General features: G+C 54.4%; 17 protein-coding genes. 12 read left to right on the forward strand and 5 right to left on the reverse strand.

Going from position 1 to position 15831, the window contains the following annotated elements:
* Window positions 1–46: 46 nt before the first annotated feature.
* Together KNO58_RS02230 and KNO58_RS02235 are read right to left on the reverse strand one after the other, a co-directional pair.
* A complete protein-coding gene (locus KNO58_RS02230; protein ID WP_214751684.1) occupies window positions 47–1240 on the reverse strand; it encodes an ABC transporter permease in 1194 nt (397 codons plus the stop codon).
* On the reverse strand, window positions 1230–2120 hold the full coding sequence (locus tag KNO58_RS02235; protein ID WP_214751685.1) for an ABC transporter ATP-binding protein: 891 nt from the start codon (window positions 2118–2120) through the stop codon (window positions 1230–1232). The genes KNO58_RS02230 and KNO58_RS02235 overlap by 11 nt, the downstream gene beginning before the upstream one ends.
* Before the next feature lie 117 nt (window positions 2121–2237).
* Between KNO58_RS02235 and KNO58_RS02240 the strand changes: the two genes are divergently transcribed.
* Together KNO58_RS02240 and KNO58_RS02245 are read left to right on the forward strand one after the other, a co-directional pair.
* A complete protein-coding gene (locus KNO58_RS02240; RefSeq protein ID WP_214751686.1) occupies window positions 2238–3182 on the forward strand; it encodes a ring-cleaving dioxygenase in 945 nt (314 codons plus the stop codon).
* On the forward strand, window positions 3179–3778 hold the full coding sequence (locus tag KNO58_RS02245) for an alpha/beta hydrolase (protein WP_214751687.1): 600 nt from the start codon (window positions 3179–3181) through the stop codon (window positions 3776–3778). The genes KNO58_RS02240 and KNO58_RS02245 overlap by 4 nt, the downstream gene beginning before the upstream one ends.
* Here KNO58_RS02245 and KNO58_RS02250 read toward each other — a convergent pair.
* On the reverse strand, window positions 3775–4263 hold the full coding sequence (locus KNO58_RS02250; RefSeq protein WP_214751688.1) for a hypothetical protein: 489 nt from the start codon (window positions 4261–4263) through the stop codon (window positions 3775–3777). The genes KNO58_RS02245 and KNO58_RS02250 overlap by 4 nt on opposite strands.
* Before the next feature lie 276 nt (window positions 4264–4539).
* On the opposite strand from KNO58_RS02250, the gene KNO58_RS02255 reads away from it, so the two are divergent.
* The 5 genes from KNO58_RS02255 (at window position 4540) to KNO58_RS02275 (ending at window position 8679) form a co-directional block, all read left to right on the forward strand.
* Entirely contained in the window at window positions 4540–5595 is a 1056-nt protein-coding gene (locus KNO58_RS02255) for an acyltransferase family protein (protein WP_214751689.1), read from the forward strand.
* 73 nt (window positions 5596–5668) lie between these two features.
* Window positions 5669–6004, forward strand: a complete 336-nt coding sequence (locus KNO58_RS02260; protein WP_214751690.1) for an Asp23/Gls24 family envelope stress response protein — start codon at window positions 5669–5671, stop codon at window positions 6002–6004.
* Between the two features lie 200 nt (window positions 6005–6204).
* Window positions 6205–6870, forward strand: coding sequence for a beta-phosphoglucomutase (gene pgmB, locus KNO58_RS02265; RefSeq protein ID WP_021066537.1), 666 nt, complete (start codon window positions 6205–6207; stop codon window positions 6868–6870).
* A 217-nt stretch (window positions 6871–7087) separates the two neighbouring features.
* Complete coding sequence (locus KNO58_RS02270; RefSeq protein ID WP_214751691.1) at window positions 7088–7501, forward strand: Rok-like winged helix domain-containing protein; 414 nt, start codon at window positions 7088–7090, stop codon at window positions 7499–7501.
* A gap of 125 nt (window positions 7502–7626) precedes the next feature.
* Window positions 7627–8679 carry a glycosyltransferase family 4 protein gene (locus KNO58_RS02275; RefSeq protein WP_214751692.1) on the forward strand — a complete coding sequence of 351 codons (1053 nt, stop codon included), beginning with the start codon at window positions 7627–7629 and terminating at the stop codon, window positions 8677–8679.
* A gap of 49 nt (window positions 8680–8728) precedes the next feature.
* Here the strand turns inward: KNO58_RS02275 and KNO58_RS02280 are convergent, their stop codons facing one another.
* Window positions 8729–9751 (reverse strand): LCP family protein, encoded by a 1023-nt coding sequence (locus KNO58_RS02280; protein WP_214751693.1) that lies wholly within the window; start codon window positions 9749–9751, stop codon window positions 8729–8731.
* Between the two features lie 41 nt (window positions 9752–9792).
* A complete protein-coding gene (locus KNO58_RS02285; RefSeq protein WP_214751694.1) occupies window positions 9793–10434 on the reverse strand; it encodes a YigZ family protein in 642 nt (213 codons plus the stop codon).
* 175 nt (window positions 10435–10609) lie between these two features.
* Between KNO58_RS02285 and KNO58_RS15450 the strand changes: the two genes are divergently transcribed.
* From KNO58_RS15450 to treP, 5 genes are all read left to right on the forward strand, one after another.
* Window positions 10610–11734, forward strand: coding sequence for a sensor histidine kinase (locus KNO58_RS15450; protein WP_214717886.1), 1125 nt, complete (start codon window positions 10610–10612; stop codon window positions 11732–11734).
* 25 nt (window positions 11735–11759) lie between these two features.
* The gene (locus tag KNO58_RS02295) at window positions 11760–12452 is read left to right on the forward strand and encodes a response regulator transcription factor (RefSeq protein ID WP_021066543.1); all 693 of its coding nucleotides are present in this window, start codon (window positions 11760–11762) and stop codon (window positions 12450–12452) included.
* A gap of 94 nt (window positions 12453–12546) precedes the next feature.
* Window positions 12547–13395, forward strand: a complete 849-nt coding sequence (locus tag KNO58_RS02300; RefSeq protein WP_214751695.1) for a DegV family protein — start codon at window positions 12547–12549, stop codon at window positions 13393–13395.
* A gap of 91 nt (window positions 13396–13486) precedes the next feature.
* A complete protein-coding gene (gene treR, locus KNO58_RS02305; protein WP_251026051.1) occupies window positions 13487–14152 on the forward strand; it encodes a trehalose operon repressor in 666 nt (221 codons plus the stop codon).
* Window positions 14153–14356: 204 nt separating this feature from the next.
* A complete protein-coding gene (treP, locus tag KNO58_RS02310) occupies window positions 14357–15805 on the forward strand; it encodes a PTS system trehalose-specific EIIBC component (RefSeq protein ID WP_214751697.1) in 1449 nt (482 codons plus the stop codon).
* Window positions 15806–15831 lie beyond the last annotated feature (26 nt).

Consider the following 15831-nt stretch of genomic DNA (forward strand, 5'->3'; position numbering starts at 1 on the left):
TTTTGCACATTCTTTAGAGTATACGAAAACGAAAATGCTGTAAACGTTATTGTCGATTCTGTAATATTTGTCGCCATTGTTTAATCGCATTGTTGCCGTAGAACAAGACGCCGCCGCGATAAAATTTCGAGCCGACCCACAAAATCACACCGATCGTGGCGATCATGATGCCAATCGATAACGCGACTTCCCACACCGGCACGTCGACGAGCATGACGCGAAGGAACATGAGCATCGGCGTGAAGAACGGCACGTACGACAGAATCGTGACGATCGGCGCCTCCGGATTGTTCAAGCCGAACATGGCGGCGAGGAACCCGGCGACGAGCAGCATGATGACGGGCATCGTCATCTGTTGCGACTCCTCGACCCGGCTGACGAGCGAGCCGAGCACGGCGAACATGGCCGCATAGAGCAGGTAGCCGAGCGTGAAGAACGTCAACAGATAGACGACGGCGCGGACGTTGCCGGCGTTGTCGATGACCGACTGGGCCATCTCGTTGCTGCGGGCGCTGAAGTACCCGAAGCCGAGGAAAATCGCGATTTGGAGCAAGGCGAGCGTCCCGATGGCCGAGATTTTAGCGAGCATGTGCGTCACCGGATGTGTCGTCGAGATGATGAGCTCCATGACACGCGACGATTTCTCGGTCGTGACCTCGGTCGAAATCATCGATCCGTACGTGATAATCGAGACGTAGAGCAACATGAGCATGACGTAGACGAAGGCGAATGACGAGAACAGCTCGTCCGAGTTCTCTCCGCCGCGGCCGAGATATGATTCCTCGACCGTCACGGGCGCATTCAACGCCGCGAGGACGGTCGGGTCGATGTTCGACGCCTCGATCAGCTCGGCGTTCCGGAATTCACGTAGCGCCGTCTGTAGCACCGTCGTGAAATCTGGTTCCGGTCGTTCTGACAGGACGCGGGCCGAGTCCCCTTCGATGAAGGCGACAATTTCATAGTCCCCGTTATCGAGCCCGGTGCGCGCCTCGGACTCGCTGATGGAGGCCGATTCGATATCTTCATAGCCGAGCGACTGCATGAGCGTCGTCAGTTCGTTATTGTCGGTGACGAGGATGGCTTGCGCCTGGTCCGTGTCCTCGAAGTTCGCGAGCAAGCGGTCGATGTTCGTGAAGCCGAAGATGAATAGAACTGTCAACAGCGTCGAGATGAGGAACGCTTTCGAGCGCAGTTTCGAGCGTAACGTGAACGAGTAGAGCGGTCCGAAGTTATGAAACATGTTGGCCGACCTCCTTGATGAAGATATCGTTTAATGAGACGGGCTGGCGCATGAACGTCTTGATGGCGGCGCCGTTCGCCACGAGGGCGCCGAGCACCGCATCGCTGTCGTCGAACGAGTCGAGTCGGACGAAGTGGCCGTCCTTATGTGATTCGACCGCCCGCACGACCGGGAGGGTTTGAAGCAGGTCAGGGCGATCGGTCTCGATGAACAGTATCGGCTCCTCATAACGAGTTTTGATTGTCGGGACGTCGCCGCTGACGACGGCACGGCCGCCTTTCAAGATGCCGATATGCTGGCACAGCTCCTCGACGTGTTCCATCCGGTGGCTCGAGAAGACGATTGTCGTCCCGGCATCACGGAGGGCGAGCACTTCACGTTTTAAGATTTCGACGTTGACCGGATCAAGTCCGCTGAACGGTTCATCGAGAATGAGCAGTTCCGGGTTGTGGAGCAGGGCGGCCACGAGTTGAATCTTCTGTTGGTTCCCTTTGGACAATTGTTCGACGCGCATCGTCTCATACTGCGGGATCTCGAGCCGTTCGAGCCACGTCTTGACGGCCCTTTTCGCCTCGACCTGGCGCATGCCTTTCAGGCTCGCCAAGAAGACGAGTTGGTCACGGACGGGCGACTTCGGATACAGGCCACGTTCTTCCGGCAGATAGCCGACGATACGATGGTCGACGGTGCGGCCGTCCCACGTAATCGTCCCGGCACTCGGTTTGAGGATGTCGAGAATCATGCGGAATGTCGTCGTCTTCCCGGCCCCGTTCGCCCCGAGCAGGCCGAACATCTCACCTTTCGGGACGTGGAAGCTCAAGTCGTCGACGGCCGTGAAGTCGCCGAACTGTTTTGAGACACGTTCGATTTGTAACGTCATAGTATGTACCTCCTTATTAGTGTCTACTACTAGCGTACGCCATGTTGAGCAAAAAGTTTCACATTTCTTCGAAAATGATTTATCTTGAAATCAAGATAATAAAAAGGAGGACATGATATGACGAAGCAATCAGCGGGTATCCATCACATTTCGGCGATGGTGAAAGACCCACAACGTACCATCGATTTTTACGGAAATGTCCTCGGACTTCGGTTCGTCAAACAGACGGTCAACTTCGACGACCCTGGGACGTATCACCTTTATTTCGGGGACGAGCAAGGAGCACCGGGGACGGTCATCACGTTCTTCCCGATCCCAGGCATCGGCAAGGGCAGCGTCGGTAGCGGACAGGTCGGTGTCACGGCTTATCTCGTCCCGAAAGGCAGTCTCTTGTTCTGGGAGAAACGACTGAACGACCACGGCGTCGGCACGGTCGCGACCGAACGGTTCGGTGAGCCGTCGCTTCTCTTTGAAGACCCGGACGGACTCGTCGTCGAGCTCGTCGCCCGGGCCAGCACGAAACAGACCAATTGGGTCGTGCCGGGTGTGACGTCACAGGAAGCGATTACGGGGTTCGCCGGGGCGACGCTGTTGTCGAAAGACCCGGAGGCGACGGTCCGCCTATTGACCGGACTGTTTGGCTTTGAGACGGTAGGGGAAGATTCAGAATGGATTCGCCTCGAGGCGACGGCCGACTATGGCAACGTCATCGACGTGAAGAAGACCATCCTGCCGAATGGAGTTCCGGGATCGGGAACGGTCCATCATATCGCCTGGCGCATCAATGACGGGGAAGACTATGCCTCGTGGCAAGACGCCATCTTCGAGCTCGGGTTGCGCCCGACCGAGGTGAAAGAGCGTCATTATTTCCGCTCGGTCTACTTCCATGACGGCGGCCGGATTCTTTATGAACTGGCGACCGATGCTCCTGGCTTCTTGATTGATGAGAGCTTGGAGGGCCTCGGCTCGACGCTCAAACTCCCGGCCTGGTTCGAACAAGACCGTGAGGCAATCACACGCACGTTACCGACAATTACAATCCCGAAAGGAGATATGACATGATTCATCAATTCATCAAAGGCACGACCGAGACGACACTCGTTTTATTACACGGCACAGGAGGGACGGAACAGGACTTGATTCCGCTCGCCCGCATCCTCGCCCCGGAGGCGAACATTTTGACGCTGCGCGGGGACGTCCTCGAGAACGGCATGTCCCGCTTCTTCCGCCGTCACGCGGAAGGTGTCCTCGACCTCGAGGACTTGAAGAAACAGACGGAACGGTTCTTGACGTTCTTGGATGACGCCACGACGGAGTACGGCATCGACCGGGACAAGATGATTCCGCTCGGCTATTCGAACGGGGCCAACTTGATCGGCTCGGCACTGTACCGGCAAAACGCGTTCCACGCGTCGCTCTTGTTCCACCCGATGGTCCCGGACCGCTCGCTCACGCTACCGGACCTCACTGGGGCGAACGTGTTCATCTCGGCCGGGGAGCGTGACCCGATTTGCCCGCAAACAGAAACAGAAGAGCTCACGTCGACGCTACGGAATGCCGGAGCGGACGTTGAACTCTTCTATCACGGAGGTGGGCACGAGCTACGCATGGAAGAAGTCGATGCGGCTCGGGCATGGCTGGAACCGTTCCTCGGTTAAGCCATCTTCTTCGGTTTCGGTGGTCTCGAGTAGACGACGAGCACACCGCGATCAATCAAATAGGCGGCGAACAGACGTTTCGCCTCTTCAGAACGGACGGTTCGGTCGATTTGGATATACAATCGGCCGAGCTTTTTTTGTGACGTGCGGGTCAATAACCAGATGGAGTCGAGCGTGTACTGCCAACCGCGGAGCGTGTCCGCGCCGATGTACATATACCGGTTCGCCGTGCGCTCAAGCAAGTAGTTGAGCCACCAGACGTCCCGGGCGAGCTTCATGGCGACTCCGATGAAGAACGAGATGAACACGAACGACAGGACAGACAAAATCGGATGGATGGCGGTAAATCGTTCCCGGATGGATTCGAAGGCGACGATGAGCAGTCCGACGGAAAAGGCGCCGGTGAACCACCAAAATCCGAAGTTAGAGAATGAACGTTTCGGGTCATGTACCATATGATGACGGTTACGAATGACGGAAGCCATTCTCCACACCTCCTTTTATTAGAATATTCTGATTATTTAGTAAGACTACTATACTATACTGTACCCACTCTCGTCTATTTGAATACGCGCGAAACGTGCTGCCGGATGAAGATTTCTTGACGTTTCGGCTTGCGGAATGTAAATCCGGGGAATGATGACAGTGACGTCATCATTTTTTTGTCGAATCGTAATTTCAACGGCTCAAAAAATCGGCTATGATAGATGAGGCAAAAAAGAGAGAACATCAGAAAACTAATCAGAACTAGAGGGAAAGACATGCGAAATCATTGGTACGATAATATTAAAGGCGTGCTCGTCCTGCTCGTCGTGTTCGGTCACTTGTTGACCGATGTGCGCGGCGCTTATGACGACATCTTGCCGAAATGGGTCTATTTATTTTTATACACGTTCCACATGCCGTTATTCATCATGTTGAGCGGGTACTTCTTCCGGGAGAACCGCTATTTGCGCGTCATCCAGCTGTTCGTCGTCTACGTCATCTGGCAAGTGATTCTCGGTTCATGGTTCGCCTTCACTGAGGGCATTCCGCTCTTGTCGCTCGAAAATCCTGGGCTGAACATCTTGACGCCGTATTGGGCGCTCTGGTACTTGATGGCGATCATCATCTGGTATGTCATCACACCGTACGTGACGCAATTAAAAGGATACGTGCTGTTTGCGCTCTTGTTCGCGCTCCTGTTCGGCTTCCAAGCCGAGTCGACCGGGTTCTTCGCGCTCCGGAAAGTCATCATGTTCTATCCGTTCTTCTTGATCGGGAACTGGATGAGCGAGCGGAACACGATGAACTTCTTCGAACTGCCGAAGCGGGCCGAGCAACGCAACCGTTACCGAATCGGCGGCTTTGCCGTCTTCACGACGCTCACGCTCGGGCTGCTCGCCTCGATGAGCTTCCAACAGGAAGGTGCGTTCTATCATATCGGTAACTTGTTCAAGTTCCGGTTCGCCTATGAATCGGCGGTGCCGGAGGCGATTTGGAGCGGACCGTTCGCCTTCTTGATCGTCTATACGGTTTCGACGCTCATGGCAATCAGTTTCGCCTTGATGATTCCGGGCCGCGAACTGCCGGTGTTCACCCGGGCCGGCAAGTATAGTCTTTACGTCTATCTGGTGCACGTCTTCCTCGTTGTCGCGTGGAAGGCGTTCATCCCGGCCGGCTTCATGCCGACGTCGTGGCTCCAGTTGCTCGTCTTGTTCGGCGTCTCATTCTTGATGGTCGTGGTCATTATCAGCCCGCCGGTCGTCAAGCTGTTGAAGCCGCTCGTCGAGATTGACGTCCGCCGCGCCCAAGATGTGAAAGACGCGAAATCGTAAACCCTTTTCTAAATGGCGGTTTTCCGCTACACTTTAAGATGGGAAGCGAAACTAGAGTTAAGGAAGTGACACCATGCCATACGAAAATGGAATGCACAACACTGAAGGAGACGTCAACGTCTCACGCCACGTCGTGGAAATGATCGCCGCTGTCGCGGTCAAAGAGACGAAACACGTGTCGTTCACACAAGAAGATACGAAATTGTCAGAGCGCGCGCTCATGAAGCATGTTAAAGTCGACGAGTCGTCAGAAGGCGTCACGATCAACTTGTCACTTTACATCGCATACGGTCAATCGATCGTCAAGACGGTGACGGCCGTGCAAGAACGCATCACGCAAGACATGGACACGATGTTGGCCATGACACCGTTATCGGTGAACGTGAAAGTCGTCGGAATCCAATTATAAGCCGTGGGAGAAGCACCTGCTTCTCCTGCTTTTTTATTTTTTTGCGAAAGCGGTTGCATGATGATGGCTTTATCATTTATAATAGAAATCGAACAAGTGCAACCGTTTGCATCAATGACCAATCGTGCAACGGGTACTTGTCAAGTTCCCTTAATGTAGTCTGACGACAGAAGCATTAGAAGGAAAGGCGGAAAGCATGTATGTCGACGATTGAAGCAGTCATTTTTGATTTGGACGGTGTCATCACTGACACCGCGGAGTACCATTACCTCGCTTGGAAACAACTTGGAGAAGAGCTCGATATTCCGTTTGACCGCGAGTTCAATGAGACGCTGAAAGGCGTGAGTCGGACCGACTCGCTCGAGCGCATCCTCGCGCTCGGTGGAAGACAGGACGATTTCACACCGGATGAAAAAGCGGAACTCGCGCAGAAGAAGAACGAGCATTACGTTGAACTCATTCAGCACATCTCTTCAGCCGACTTGTTGCCAGGCATCATTTCATTCCTCGATGAAATTAAAGAGGCTGGTCTCAAAATCGGAATGGCATCGGCTTCTAAAAACGCATTCGCGGTCGTTGACGCACTTGGTGTCCGTCATTACTTCGATCACATTGTCGATGCAGCAACTGTCGCCGAATCAAAACCACATCCCGAAGTGTTTTTGAAGGCTGCCTCTGCCCTTGGCGTGAAACCCGAACATGCCATCGGCGTTGAAGACGCAGCCGCAGGCGTAACTGCAATCAAAGCGGCAAACATGTTTGCTGTCGCCGTCGGGGAAGAGTCGATGCTCGGTCATGCAGACCTCATCGTTTCTTCGACCGACGAACTCTCGCTCGCACGCATCCTCGAACGCGTCGGCGCGTAAAGACTACGATCATCTTCCGTGAGATGACGACTGCCCCGAACAGTCGTCATCTTTTTTTGTGGGTAAAAAGGCCTAAAATAGATAGAAATGCCTAAAAATAGATGACAAGTACATTACAAAACCGTTACACTTTTATATGGGAACAAGTAATAACTGGCAATAATTGATGAATTTGGGTAATGGGGAGCATCAATTAGGTGTAGAGGAGGATTTGTGCATGGAATCTACGGGCGTCAATGAAAACATTTATCGGGAACTGATGGAGATCGAGGAATCGTATCGTCAGCTGCAGCGCCGAGCCGAATATTTGATTTCGGAATTGAACCGGAGCAAACGGGAAGAGGAGTCGTTCCTCGATCCATCCAAACGGATGCGTCCACGCCGCGTCAATCAACGTTATCCGCTCGAGGTCTACGTCCATCAGGTAACAGACCTATTGAAGGAACGCAAGACGATGAGCGTACGCGATATCCAAATGGAGCTCGAGTTGCGTTATCGCCATCATATTAGTAATATTTACCAATTGATGGTGAAAATCGAGTCCGTCAATCCTGACATTAAAAAAGTGGGACGCGGGTTATATACATACGAAGCCACGGATGACGTGACGACGCACCCGGCCCACGCCTGACCAGACCCGACGAGACGCGCTCGTCGGGATTTTTTCGCTGTAACATTTCTGATACGTCTCGCCTCACGGGAAATATGCTATAATTCGCCAGAGTCTATTTTTTTATGAGAGAGGAACGTTGGCCCATGCTATGGATTGCCATGTTGGTCAGTTTTGTGATGGCCATCTTGATCACGCCGCTCGTTCGCCGGTTTGCTTTTCTGATCGGAGCGGTCGATCACCCGAACGCCCGAAAAGTACATTTACGGACGATGCCACGGATCGGCGGCCTCGCCATCTTCATCGCTTTCTTTATCGGCTATGCGCTACTGTTGCCGACGAGCCGTTATAACGATGCCATCTTGATTGGAGCTGTCGTCATCTTGTTGACCGGCTTGATTGATGATCGCTTCCAACTGACGGCCCGTGTCAAACTGATGGGTCAGATGATTGCGACGGTCATCGTCTTGAATTCAGGCATGCGCATCGAATTGATTAACCTGCCGTTCGACCAACAGCTGTATCTCGGTTCATGGAGCATCCCGGTGACGGTGCTCTGGCTGATTGGGATCACGAACGCCATCAACTTGATCGATGGTCTCGACGGTCTCGCCGCAGGGGTCTCGAGCATCGCCCTCGGGACGATCGCCTTGCTGGCGATCATCCAAGGGAACGTCTATTTGACGATGATGGCGCTGTTGCTCCTGGCGAGTACGCTCGGTTTTCTCGTCCATAACTTCTATCCAGCCAAGATATTCATGGGCGACACCGGGGCGCTCTTCCTTGGCTATATGCTCGCCGTCTTCTCGTTAATCGGATTCAAGAACGTGACGCTGTTCTCGCTCGTCGTCCCGGTCCTCTTGCTCGGTCTGCCGATCTCGGACACGATTTTCGCGATCGTCCGCCGGCTCGTGCAGGGGCGTCCGCCGATGTCGCCCGATAAGTCGCACATGCATCACCAGCTGATTGATATGGGCTTCACGACGCGGCAAGCCGTTCTGCTCATGTATGGGATGACATTCTTCTTCGGCATCGCCTCGATTCTGTTCGCTAAGACGACAATGCTCGGAGCCATCATCACGTTCGTCATCGTCCTCGTCGTCATCGAGCTGATTGTCGAGTCGACCGAGTTGATTCACCCGAACTATAAGCCGATTATCCAGACGTCCCGGCGTCTGCTCGGACGGCCGAAGACGTGAGTCATCAACAAAAGCCCAAGGACATCGTGTCCTTGGGCTTTTGTTGTGGTCAGTAGGTCGTCGTCTCGCTGAAACCGTCTTCCGTTTCATTCAAGCCGTCGCCCGTCCCGTTGTCACTGTCTTCCGCCGTGAGCGGGAGACCGAGCTCGGTCTTCAAGAGTGAACGCTTCTCACTCAAGTCGGCCGGGTCGAGCTCGTAATAGTAGACGCCGCCGATCGTCAAATCGCCGCCTGCGAGCGTCTCTTGATTGAACGAGCGGAGCGACTTCGTGTACGGCTGTAGCTGTGACGCCTCGGAGAGGGACATGTTCGTTCGGATGTTATCGCCGACCGCATTCATGATCCGGTTTAGCTTCGTGAACGAATTGATCGTCGTCGCCTCGTTGATGATGGCTTCGAGCACTTGCTGTTGACGCTTCGCCCGTCCGACGTCGCCTTCAGGGTCGTCTTTGCGCATACGCGCATAGGCGAGCGCTTCCTTGCCGTTTAGCGTCTGGACGCCCGGCTCAAGTTCGACATTGCCGGTCGCCCGCCCGGAGATGGGGACGAGCACATCGACTTCGACGCCGCCGACCGCATCGACGAGATCCTCGATGCCATCAAAGTTGATTGTCGCATAGTAGTCGATTGGAATGTCGAACAGCTTCTCGACCGTCGCGATCGTCGTGTCGATGCCGCCGTAGGCGTAGGCGTGGTTGATTTTGTCCTTGAACTCGCCGTCGGTTGTGACGATGTCGACGTACGAGTCACGCGGGATGCTGACGAGCGTCACTTGGCGCGATTCCTTGTTGAACGTCGCCACCATGAGCGAGTCGGTCCGTCCTTCCTCGAGCGAGGCGCCGCCATCGACGCCGGCGAGTAAGACGGAGAAGTGATCTTTCGTCAAATCGACCGTCTCTTCCCGGCGATCCGACTTGTCCCCGCGTGTCAGTTCGCTGTTCGTGTTCTCCGCCGTCTCGTTCGCCTTGAAGACGAAGTAGCCGAAGGCCGACCCGCCGATCAGTAGGACGAGGCAGAGCACGAGCAATACGATTTTCCACACGGGACGTTTCTTGCGGGAGTCTTGTTCCATGTCGTCTCCTCATTTCATTCGTTTCCTTTAGTATACGTGACCTACCGCACAAAATCACGTTCGATGATACGTTGGTCCTGGGTCTCGAGTCCTCCTTGGCCGTTCGTTAAATCGACGAGCCAGGCGAGGGCGGCCTCGGTCTCTTCAACCGGCACCGAGATATGGAACGTGACGGTGTCCGCATAGACGATGTCGTCGAGAAGGTATGACGATTGCCGCAACTCGTTCTCGACCTTGCCGATCCAGCCGTAATCGACCGTGAGCGTCAACCGTTGCATCGGGATGCGCTCGACGATGCCGACCGCGTCGAGCCCTTCGCTCACCGTGCCACCGTAGGCGCGGATGAGTCCGCCGCCGCCGAGTTTGATGCCGCCGAAATAGCGGGTGACGACGACGACCGTGTCCTTCAATCCGCGTTTACGGAGCACCTCGAGCATCGGCAACCCGGCCGTCCCGCTCGGTTCCCCATCATCATTCGCTTTTTGGAACTCGTTGCGTTCGCCGATGATGTAGGCCGAACAGTTATGATTGGCGTTCCAATGCGCCTTCTTGATGGCTTGGATGAACGCCTGCGCTTCGTCCTCGGACGTGACCCGTTTGAAGTGGGCGATAAATTTTGACTTTTGAATGACGACCTCGTATTCTCCGTCTTGTTTTATAGTATAATTCGGTTCAGTAGACATTTCTGAAAATTCTCCTTTCTATTTTTGAATATTTTTTTTAAAATTCAAGTAGGCGTCAACGCCAGTTGCGGCGAAATGGGAAGGAGAGCCTCCACGTTATACTGTAAACGAACGTTCCGCAGACGATAATAGGAATAGATGAGGACTTACTACCGAATTATTAGGGGATGGCATCGTGAATCATATTACCGATCGTACAGCTTTAGAACATATCATAACAAATATGATTGATACGGTGACGGAAAGTAAAGAGGAGATCGTCCGGATTACCGAGAGTTCGGCCAACGAGTATTCGTTGATCCAGAACGAACTGAAAGAGTTGACGCAAAAGATTGAGTTTTATATCGAGGAGTCGGAACGGCTCGACCTGCTCGTGAAAGCGGCGAAGAACAAACTCGTCCAAGTGAGCAAGAAATTTCATATACATAGTGAGCAAGAGATTCGGGAGGCGTACGAACGCGCCAACCAAATGCAGCTCGAGCGTTTTCTCATCCAAAAAGAAGAGATGGCCGGCCAACAACGCCGCAACGACCTCGAACGCCGCCTGCTCATCCTTGAGGACACGATCGAGCGGGCCGACAGACTTGTCAGCCGCGTCTCTGTCGTATTGAACTTCCTACGAGACGACTTGCAGCAAGAGTACTCGGACATGATGAAGAAGCAAGAGATGGCAATCAGCGTCTTTGAGGCGGCCGAACGTGAACGGCGACACCTTGCCCGTGAAATGCACGACGGACCGGCGCAATCGCTTGCTCACATCTTGATTCGGGCCGATTTGATTGAGAAGACGTTCGACAAGCGTGGGAAAGACGAGGCGTTCGCCGAACTACACGAGCTGAAACGCCTCATCCGCGGTGCGCTCGTCGACGTCCGGCGTCTCATCTACGACCTTCGTCCGATGTCGCTTGACGACCTCGGTTTCTTGCCGACGCTCGAACGCTATCTCCATCAGACCGAGGAATACACGGCCATCAAGACCCGGCTCAACTACCGGGGCTCACGGGCCCGACTTCCCGAGAAATTGGAAATCAACGTGTTCCGGCTCGTCCAAGAGGCCGTCCAAAACGCGATCAAACATTCGAAGACGGCGGAGATTATCGTCAACGTCGAGCAAGCGCATGATGCGATACATATTCATGTACGCGACCATGGGGTCGGATTCGTGCCGAGTTCGATTGGCGAAGAGTCATTCGGGATCGTTGGGATGCGAGAACGGATCGAGTTGGTGAACGGAAGCATGACCATTGATTCGGAAGTCGGCAAAGGGACGGTCGTCCGCATGTCGATTCCGATCACGTAAGACAAGAACAAGGGGGAGTATCCAGATGGAACAATTACAAACACGCATCGCGATTGTGGATGACCATGAGCTGTTTCGAGAAGGCTTGAAACGGATTTTTGATTTAGAGGACGAGTTCACGGTCGTCGCCGAAGGGCGCACCGGAATCGAGGCGATTCGCATCGCCGCGGACCACAAGCCGGAAATCTTGATTCTCGACATCAACATGCCTGAATTGAACGGGATTGAAGCGACGAAACAGTTGTCTGTGCTCTCACCAGAGACGCGCGTCCTCATCTTGTCGATTCACGACGATGAGTCGTACATCACGCATGCACTCGAAGCCGGTGCATCTGGGTTCTTGCTCAAAGAAGTCGCATCGACCGAGCTCATCTCGGCCGTGCGCTCGGTCGCGAAGGACGGGGCATACTTGCACCCGAAAGTGACGACGAACGTCTTGAAAGAGTACCGTCGCTTGCTCCAATTCAAAGGCGAACAGGCCGGTCGTAACGTCGAGAGCCGTACCGACGATCCTGTCTACCAATTGCTCTCACGTCGTGAAGTCGAAGTGTTGCACTTGCTCGCCGAGGGCCGCTCGAACCGCGACATCAGCGACATGCTGTTCATCAGCGAGAAGACGGTCAAGAACCACGTCTCGTCGGTGCTCCGCAAGATGGAAGTGAACGACCGCACGCAAGCCGTCGTCGATGCCATCCGTCGCGGATGGGTCGAGATTTGACCTCTATCGATGCAATGCATCGTTTTTATGCTACAATATGGAATGGAATCCACATTCAATTGGAAAATGAAACGATGTAAAGTGAGGATATAGCATGGGAAACATAGCCATTTTGACCGACAGTACCGCCTATTTGCCGGCCGAATTTTGTGAGCGCCACGACGTCCACGTCGCACCGCTCAGCGTGATTTTTGACGGGGAGTCGTTCCGCGAAGCCGTCGATATCACGACCGAGGCTTTTTATGACCGGATCGAGGCAGGGAACTTGCCGACGACGTCCCAACCGAGCATCGGAGAAACGATTGAACTGATTGAGCGCCTCCCGGACGAAGTGACGGACGTGATCGCGATCACGCTCTCGAGCGGGATCAGCGGCACGTATCAATCGATGATCGCGTTGAACGACATGGTCGACGTCAACGTCCACGCATTCGATTCGGAGATCTCATGTATGCCTCAAGCGTTCCTCGTCGAGGAAGCGATTCATTTACGCGACGCAGGCGCGTCGGCGCAAGAAATCATGGCCCACCTTGAAAAGATGCGCGAGTTGATTCGGGCGTACTTCGTCGTCGATGATCTCGACCACCTCCAACGGGGCGGCCGACTCAGCGCGGCGCAAGCGCTCGTCGGGTCGTTCCTTCAAATCAAGCCGGTGCTCCATTTCCAAGACCGGATGATCGTCCCGTTCGAGAAGATTCGGACGTACAAGAAGGCGGTCCGTCGCATCGAAGAGATGATGGAACAGTCGATTCAAGGCGACGGGGCAGGCTACTGTATCGGCATCATCCACGCCAACTGCCCGGAACGTCAGGCCGAGGAAATCGCCTCGATGAAACAGAAGTTTCCGCAGGCGCATGTCACCGGTGCTTATTTCGGACCGGTCATCGGGACACACCTCGGACCAGGCGCGATCGGCATCACGTGGTATCGCCGCGAATGGTAAACAAAAGACGGCCATCCGGTCGTCTTTTTCGATAGAAAGGAGTGAGCCTGTGGCCAAATATCGTCAAATCTATGAGCGCCTCGCCGAGCGGATGAAGACGGGTGAATATGCGGCGGAGTCGAAACTGCCGTCCGAGACCGAGCTCATGCACGAGTACGAGGCGAGCCGAGGCACGGTCCGGAAAGCGCTCGACTTGCTCCAAGAGCACGGCTACGTCCGGAAGCATCACGGGAAAGGCGTGTTCGTGCTGCGACGCGATCAAATCGAGTTCCAGTTCAACGGCATCGTCAGTTTCTCGGAAGTGTATGCCAGCATGCTCGGCCGCTCGATTCAGACGTCGGTCGCCTCGTTCGAGGACATCGAGGCGCCGGCGTGGCTCGCTGACCGGATGAACTTGGCGCCGGGGACACGGATGTATCGGATCGAGCGGGTCCGCAACTTCGATGGCGAGAACGTCATCTTGGACGTGAACTATTTCGTCAAAGACCTCGTGCCCGGCCTGACGGAAGAGATCGCCGCGCAATCGATTTACGCCTATGTCGAGCACGAGCTCGGGATGCAAATCAGTTACGCCAAACGAAAGATTGCGGCCGAGGACGTGACCGAGCTCGACCGGTTGCGGCTCGACCTGCACGATTACGAGTACGTCATCGTCATCACGAACGACACGTTCCTCTATGAGGGCAGACAGTTCGAATATACCGAGTCCCGCCACCGGCTCGACAAGTTCCAATTCAGTGATGTGGCGCGCCGGTAAGGCTCCTTTTTCAAAAGGGGTCTTTTTTTTTCGTTTTGAATCAAGGCAAGAGGGAACAAAAATACTGAACGCCTGTCACCAAGTTGTCACATCTAACTTATATAGATAAGTTGTTGACATGACTTATATAGATAAGTTAAACTTTGTTTGTACTCATAAGTAACCGTTTTCAACAAACGCTTTCAAACAAAGGAGGCCTACAATATGAAGGCAGATTATCGTCAAATCGCCGCGGATATCCTTGAAGCCATCGGGGGCAAGGATAACGTCGACAAAGCGGCACACTGTGTCACGCGGCTCCGTCTTTCGTTGAAAGACCAGTCGCTCGTCAATGAAGCGCAAGTGAAAGAAGCCGATCTCGTCAAAGGGGCATTCGAAAACTCGGGTGTGTACCAGGTCGTCATCGGGGCCGGGGACGTCGAGCGTGTCTACGCCGAGTTCATCAAACTCGCCGGGCTTGAAGCGGCGACGGTCGCCGAGGTCAAATCGTCCGGCGGCAAGAAGATGAACCCGCTCCAGAAACTCGTCAAAGTCTTCTCGGACGTGTTCATGCCGATCATTCCGGCCATCATCGTTGCCGGTCTGTTGATGGGGATTAACAACCTGCTTGCTTCAGAAGGACTGTTCGTCGAAGGTGCGACGCTGATTGAGGAGTATCCGAACTTGCAAGGGTTATGGGATCTCGTCAACATGATGGCGAACACGGCGTTCGTCTTCCTCCCGGCCCTCGTCGGTTGGTCGGCGACGAAGCGGTTCGGCGGCAGCGAAGTGCTCGGGATCGTCATGGGTCTCTTGCTCGTCCACCCGGATCTCTTGAACGCTTGGGGTTACGGACAGGCGGCGCTTGAAGGCGACGTTCCGACGTTCAACATCCTCGGCTTGTTCGAGATCGAGAAAGTCGGCTACCAAGGTCAGATTCTTCCGATTTTGGCCGCGGCCTTCATTTTGAGCCACATTGAGATCTTCTTGAAAAAACATGTCCCGAACGCGATTCAATTGCTCGTCGTGCCGATCACGACGATCGTCATCACCGGGTTCCTCGCGCTTTCAATCGTCGGACCGCTCACACGCGGCCTCGGTAACGTGATCGCGACGGGAATCGTCAACGTGTTCGAAGCGGTACCGGTCGTCGGGGCACTCCTGTTCGGTCTGCTCTACGCACCGCTCGTCGTCACCGGGATGCACCACTTGTTCCTCGCCATCGACTTGCAGCTCATCGCGGAGACGAACGGGACGTTCCTCTGGCCGATGCTCGCCTTGTCGAACATTGCCCAAGGTGCAGCCGCACTCGCGATGTTCCTCGTGTTCAAACATGACGCCAAACAAAAGAGCATGGCGTCGACGTCATCGATCTCGGCCTTCTTCGGGATTACCGAGCCGGCCATGTTCGGGGTGAACTTACCGAACAAGTTCCCATTCTACTCGGCGATGATCGGGTCGGCCGTCGCGGCGGTGTTCATCACGTTGAACGACGTCCAGGCGTTCGCTGTCGGGGTCGGGGGTCTTCCTGGATTCCTGTCAATCTTCACCGATAAGATTCTTATCTTCATCGTCGGGATGGTCATCGCCCTCGTCATTCCGTTCGTGTTGACACTCGCACTGTCGAAACGTTACATGAAAAAAGGCGAGATTGAGAAAAATAAAGTCGCATAAGAAGATTACGGACAAGGGGAGGGACG

Source organism: Exiguobacterium sp. J17977 (assembly GCF_018616375.1).
GTDB classification, from domain to species: Bacteria; Bacillota; Bacilli; order Exiguobacteriales; family Exiguobacteriaceae; genus Exiguobacterium; species Exiguobacterium mexicanum.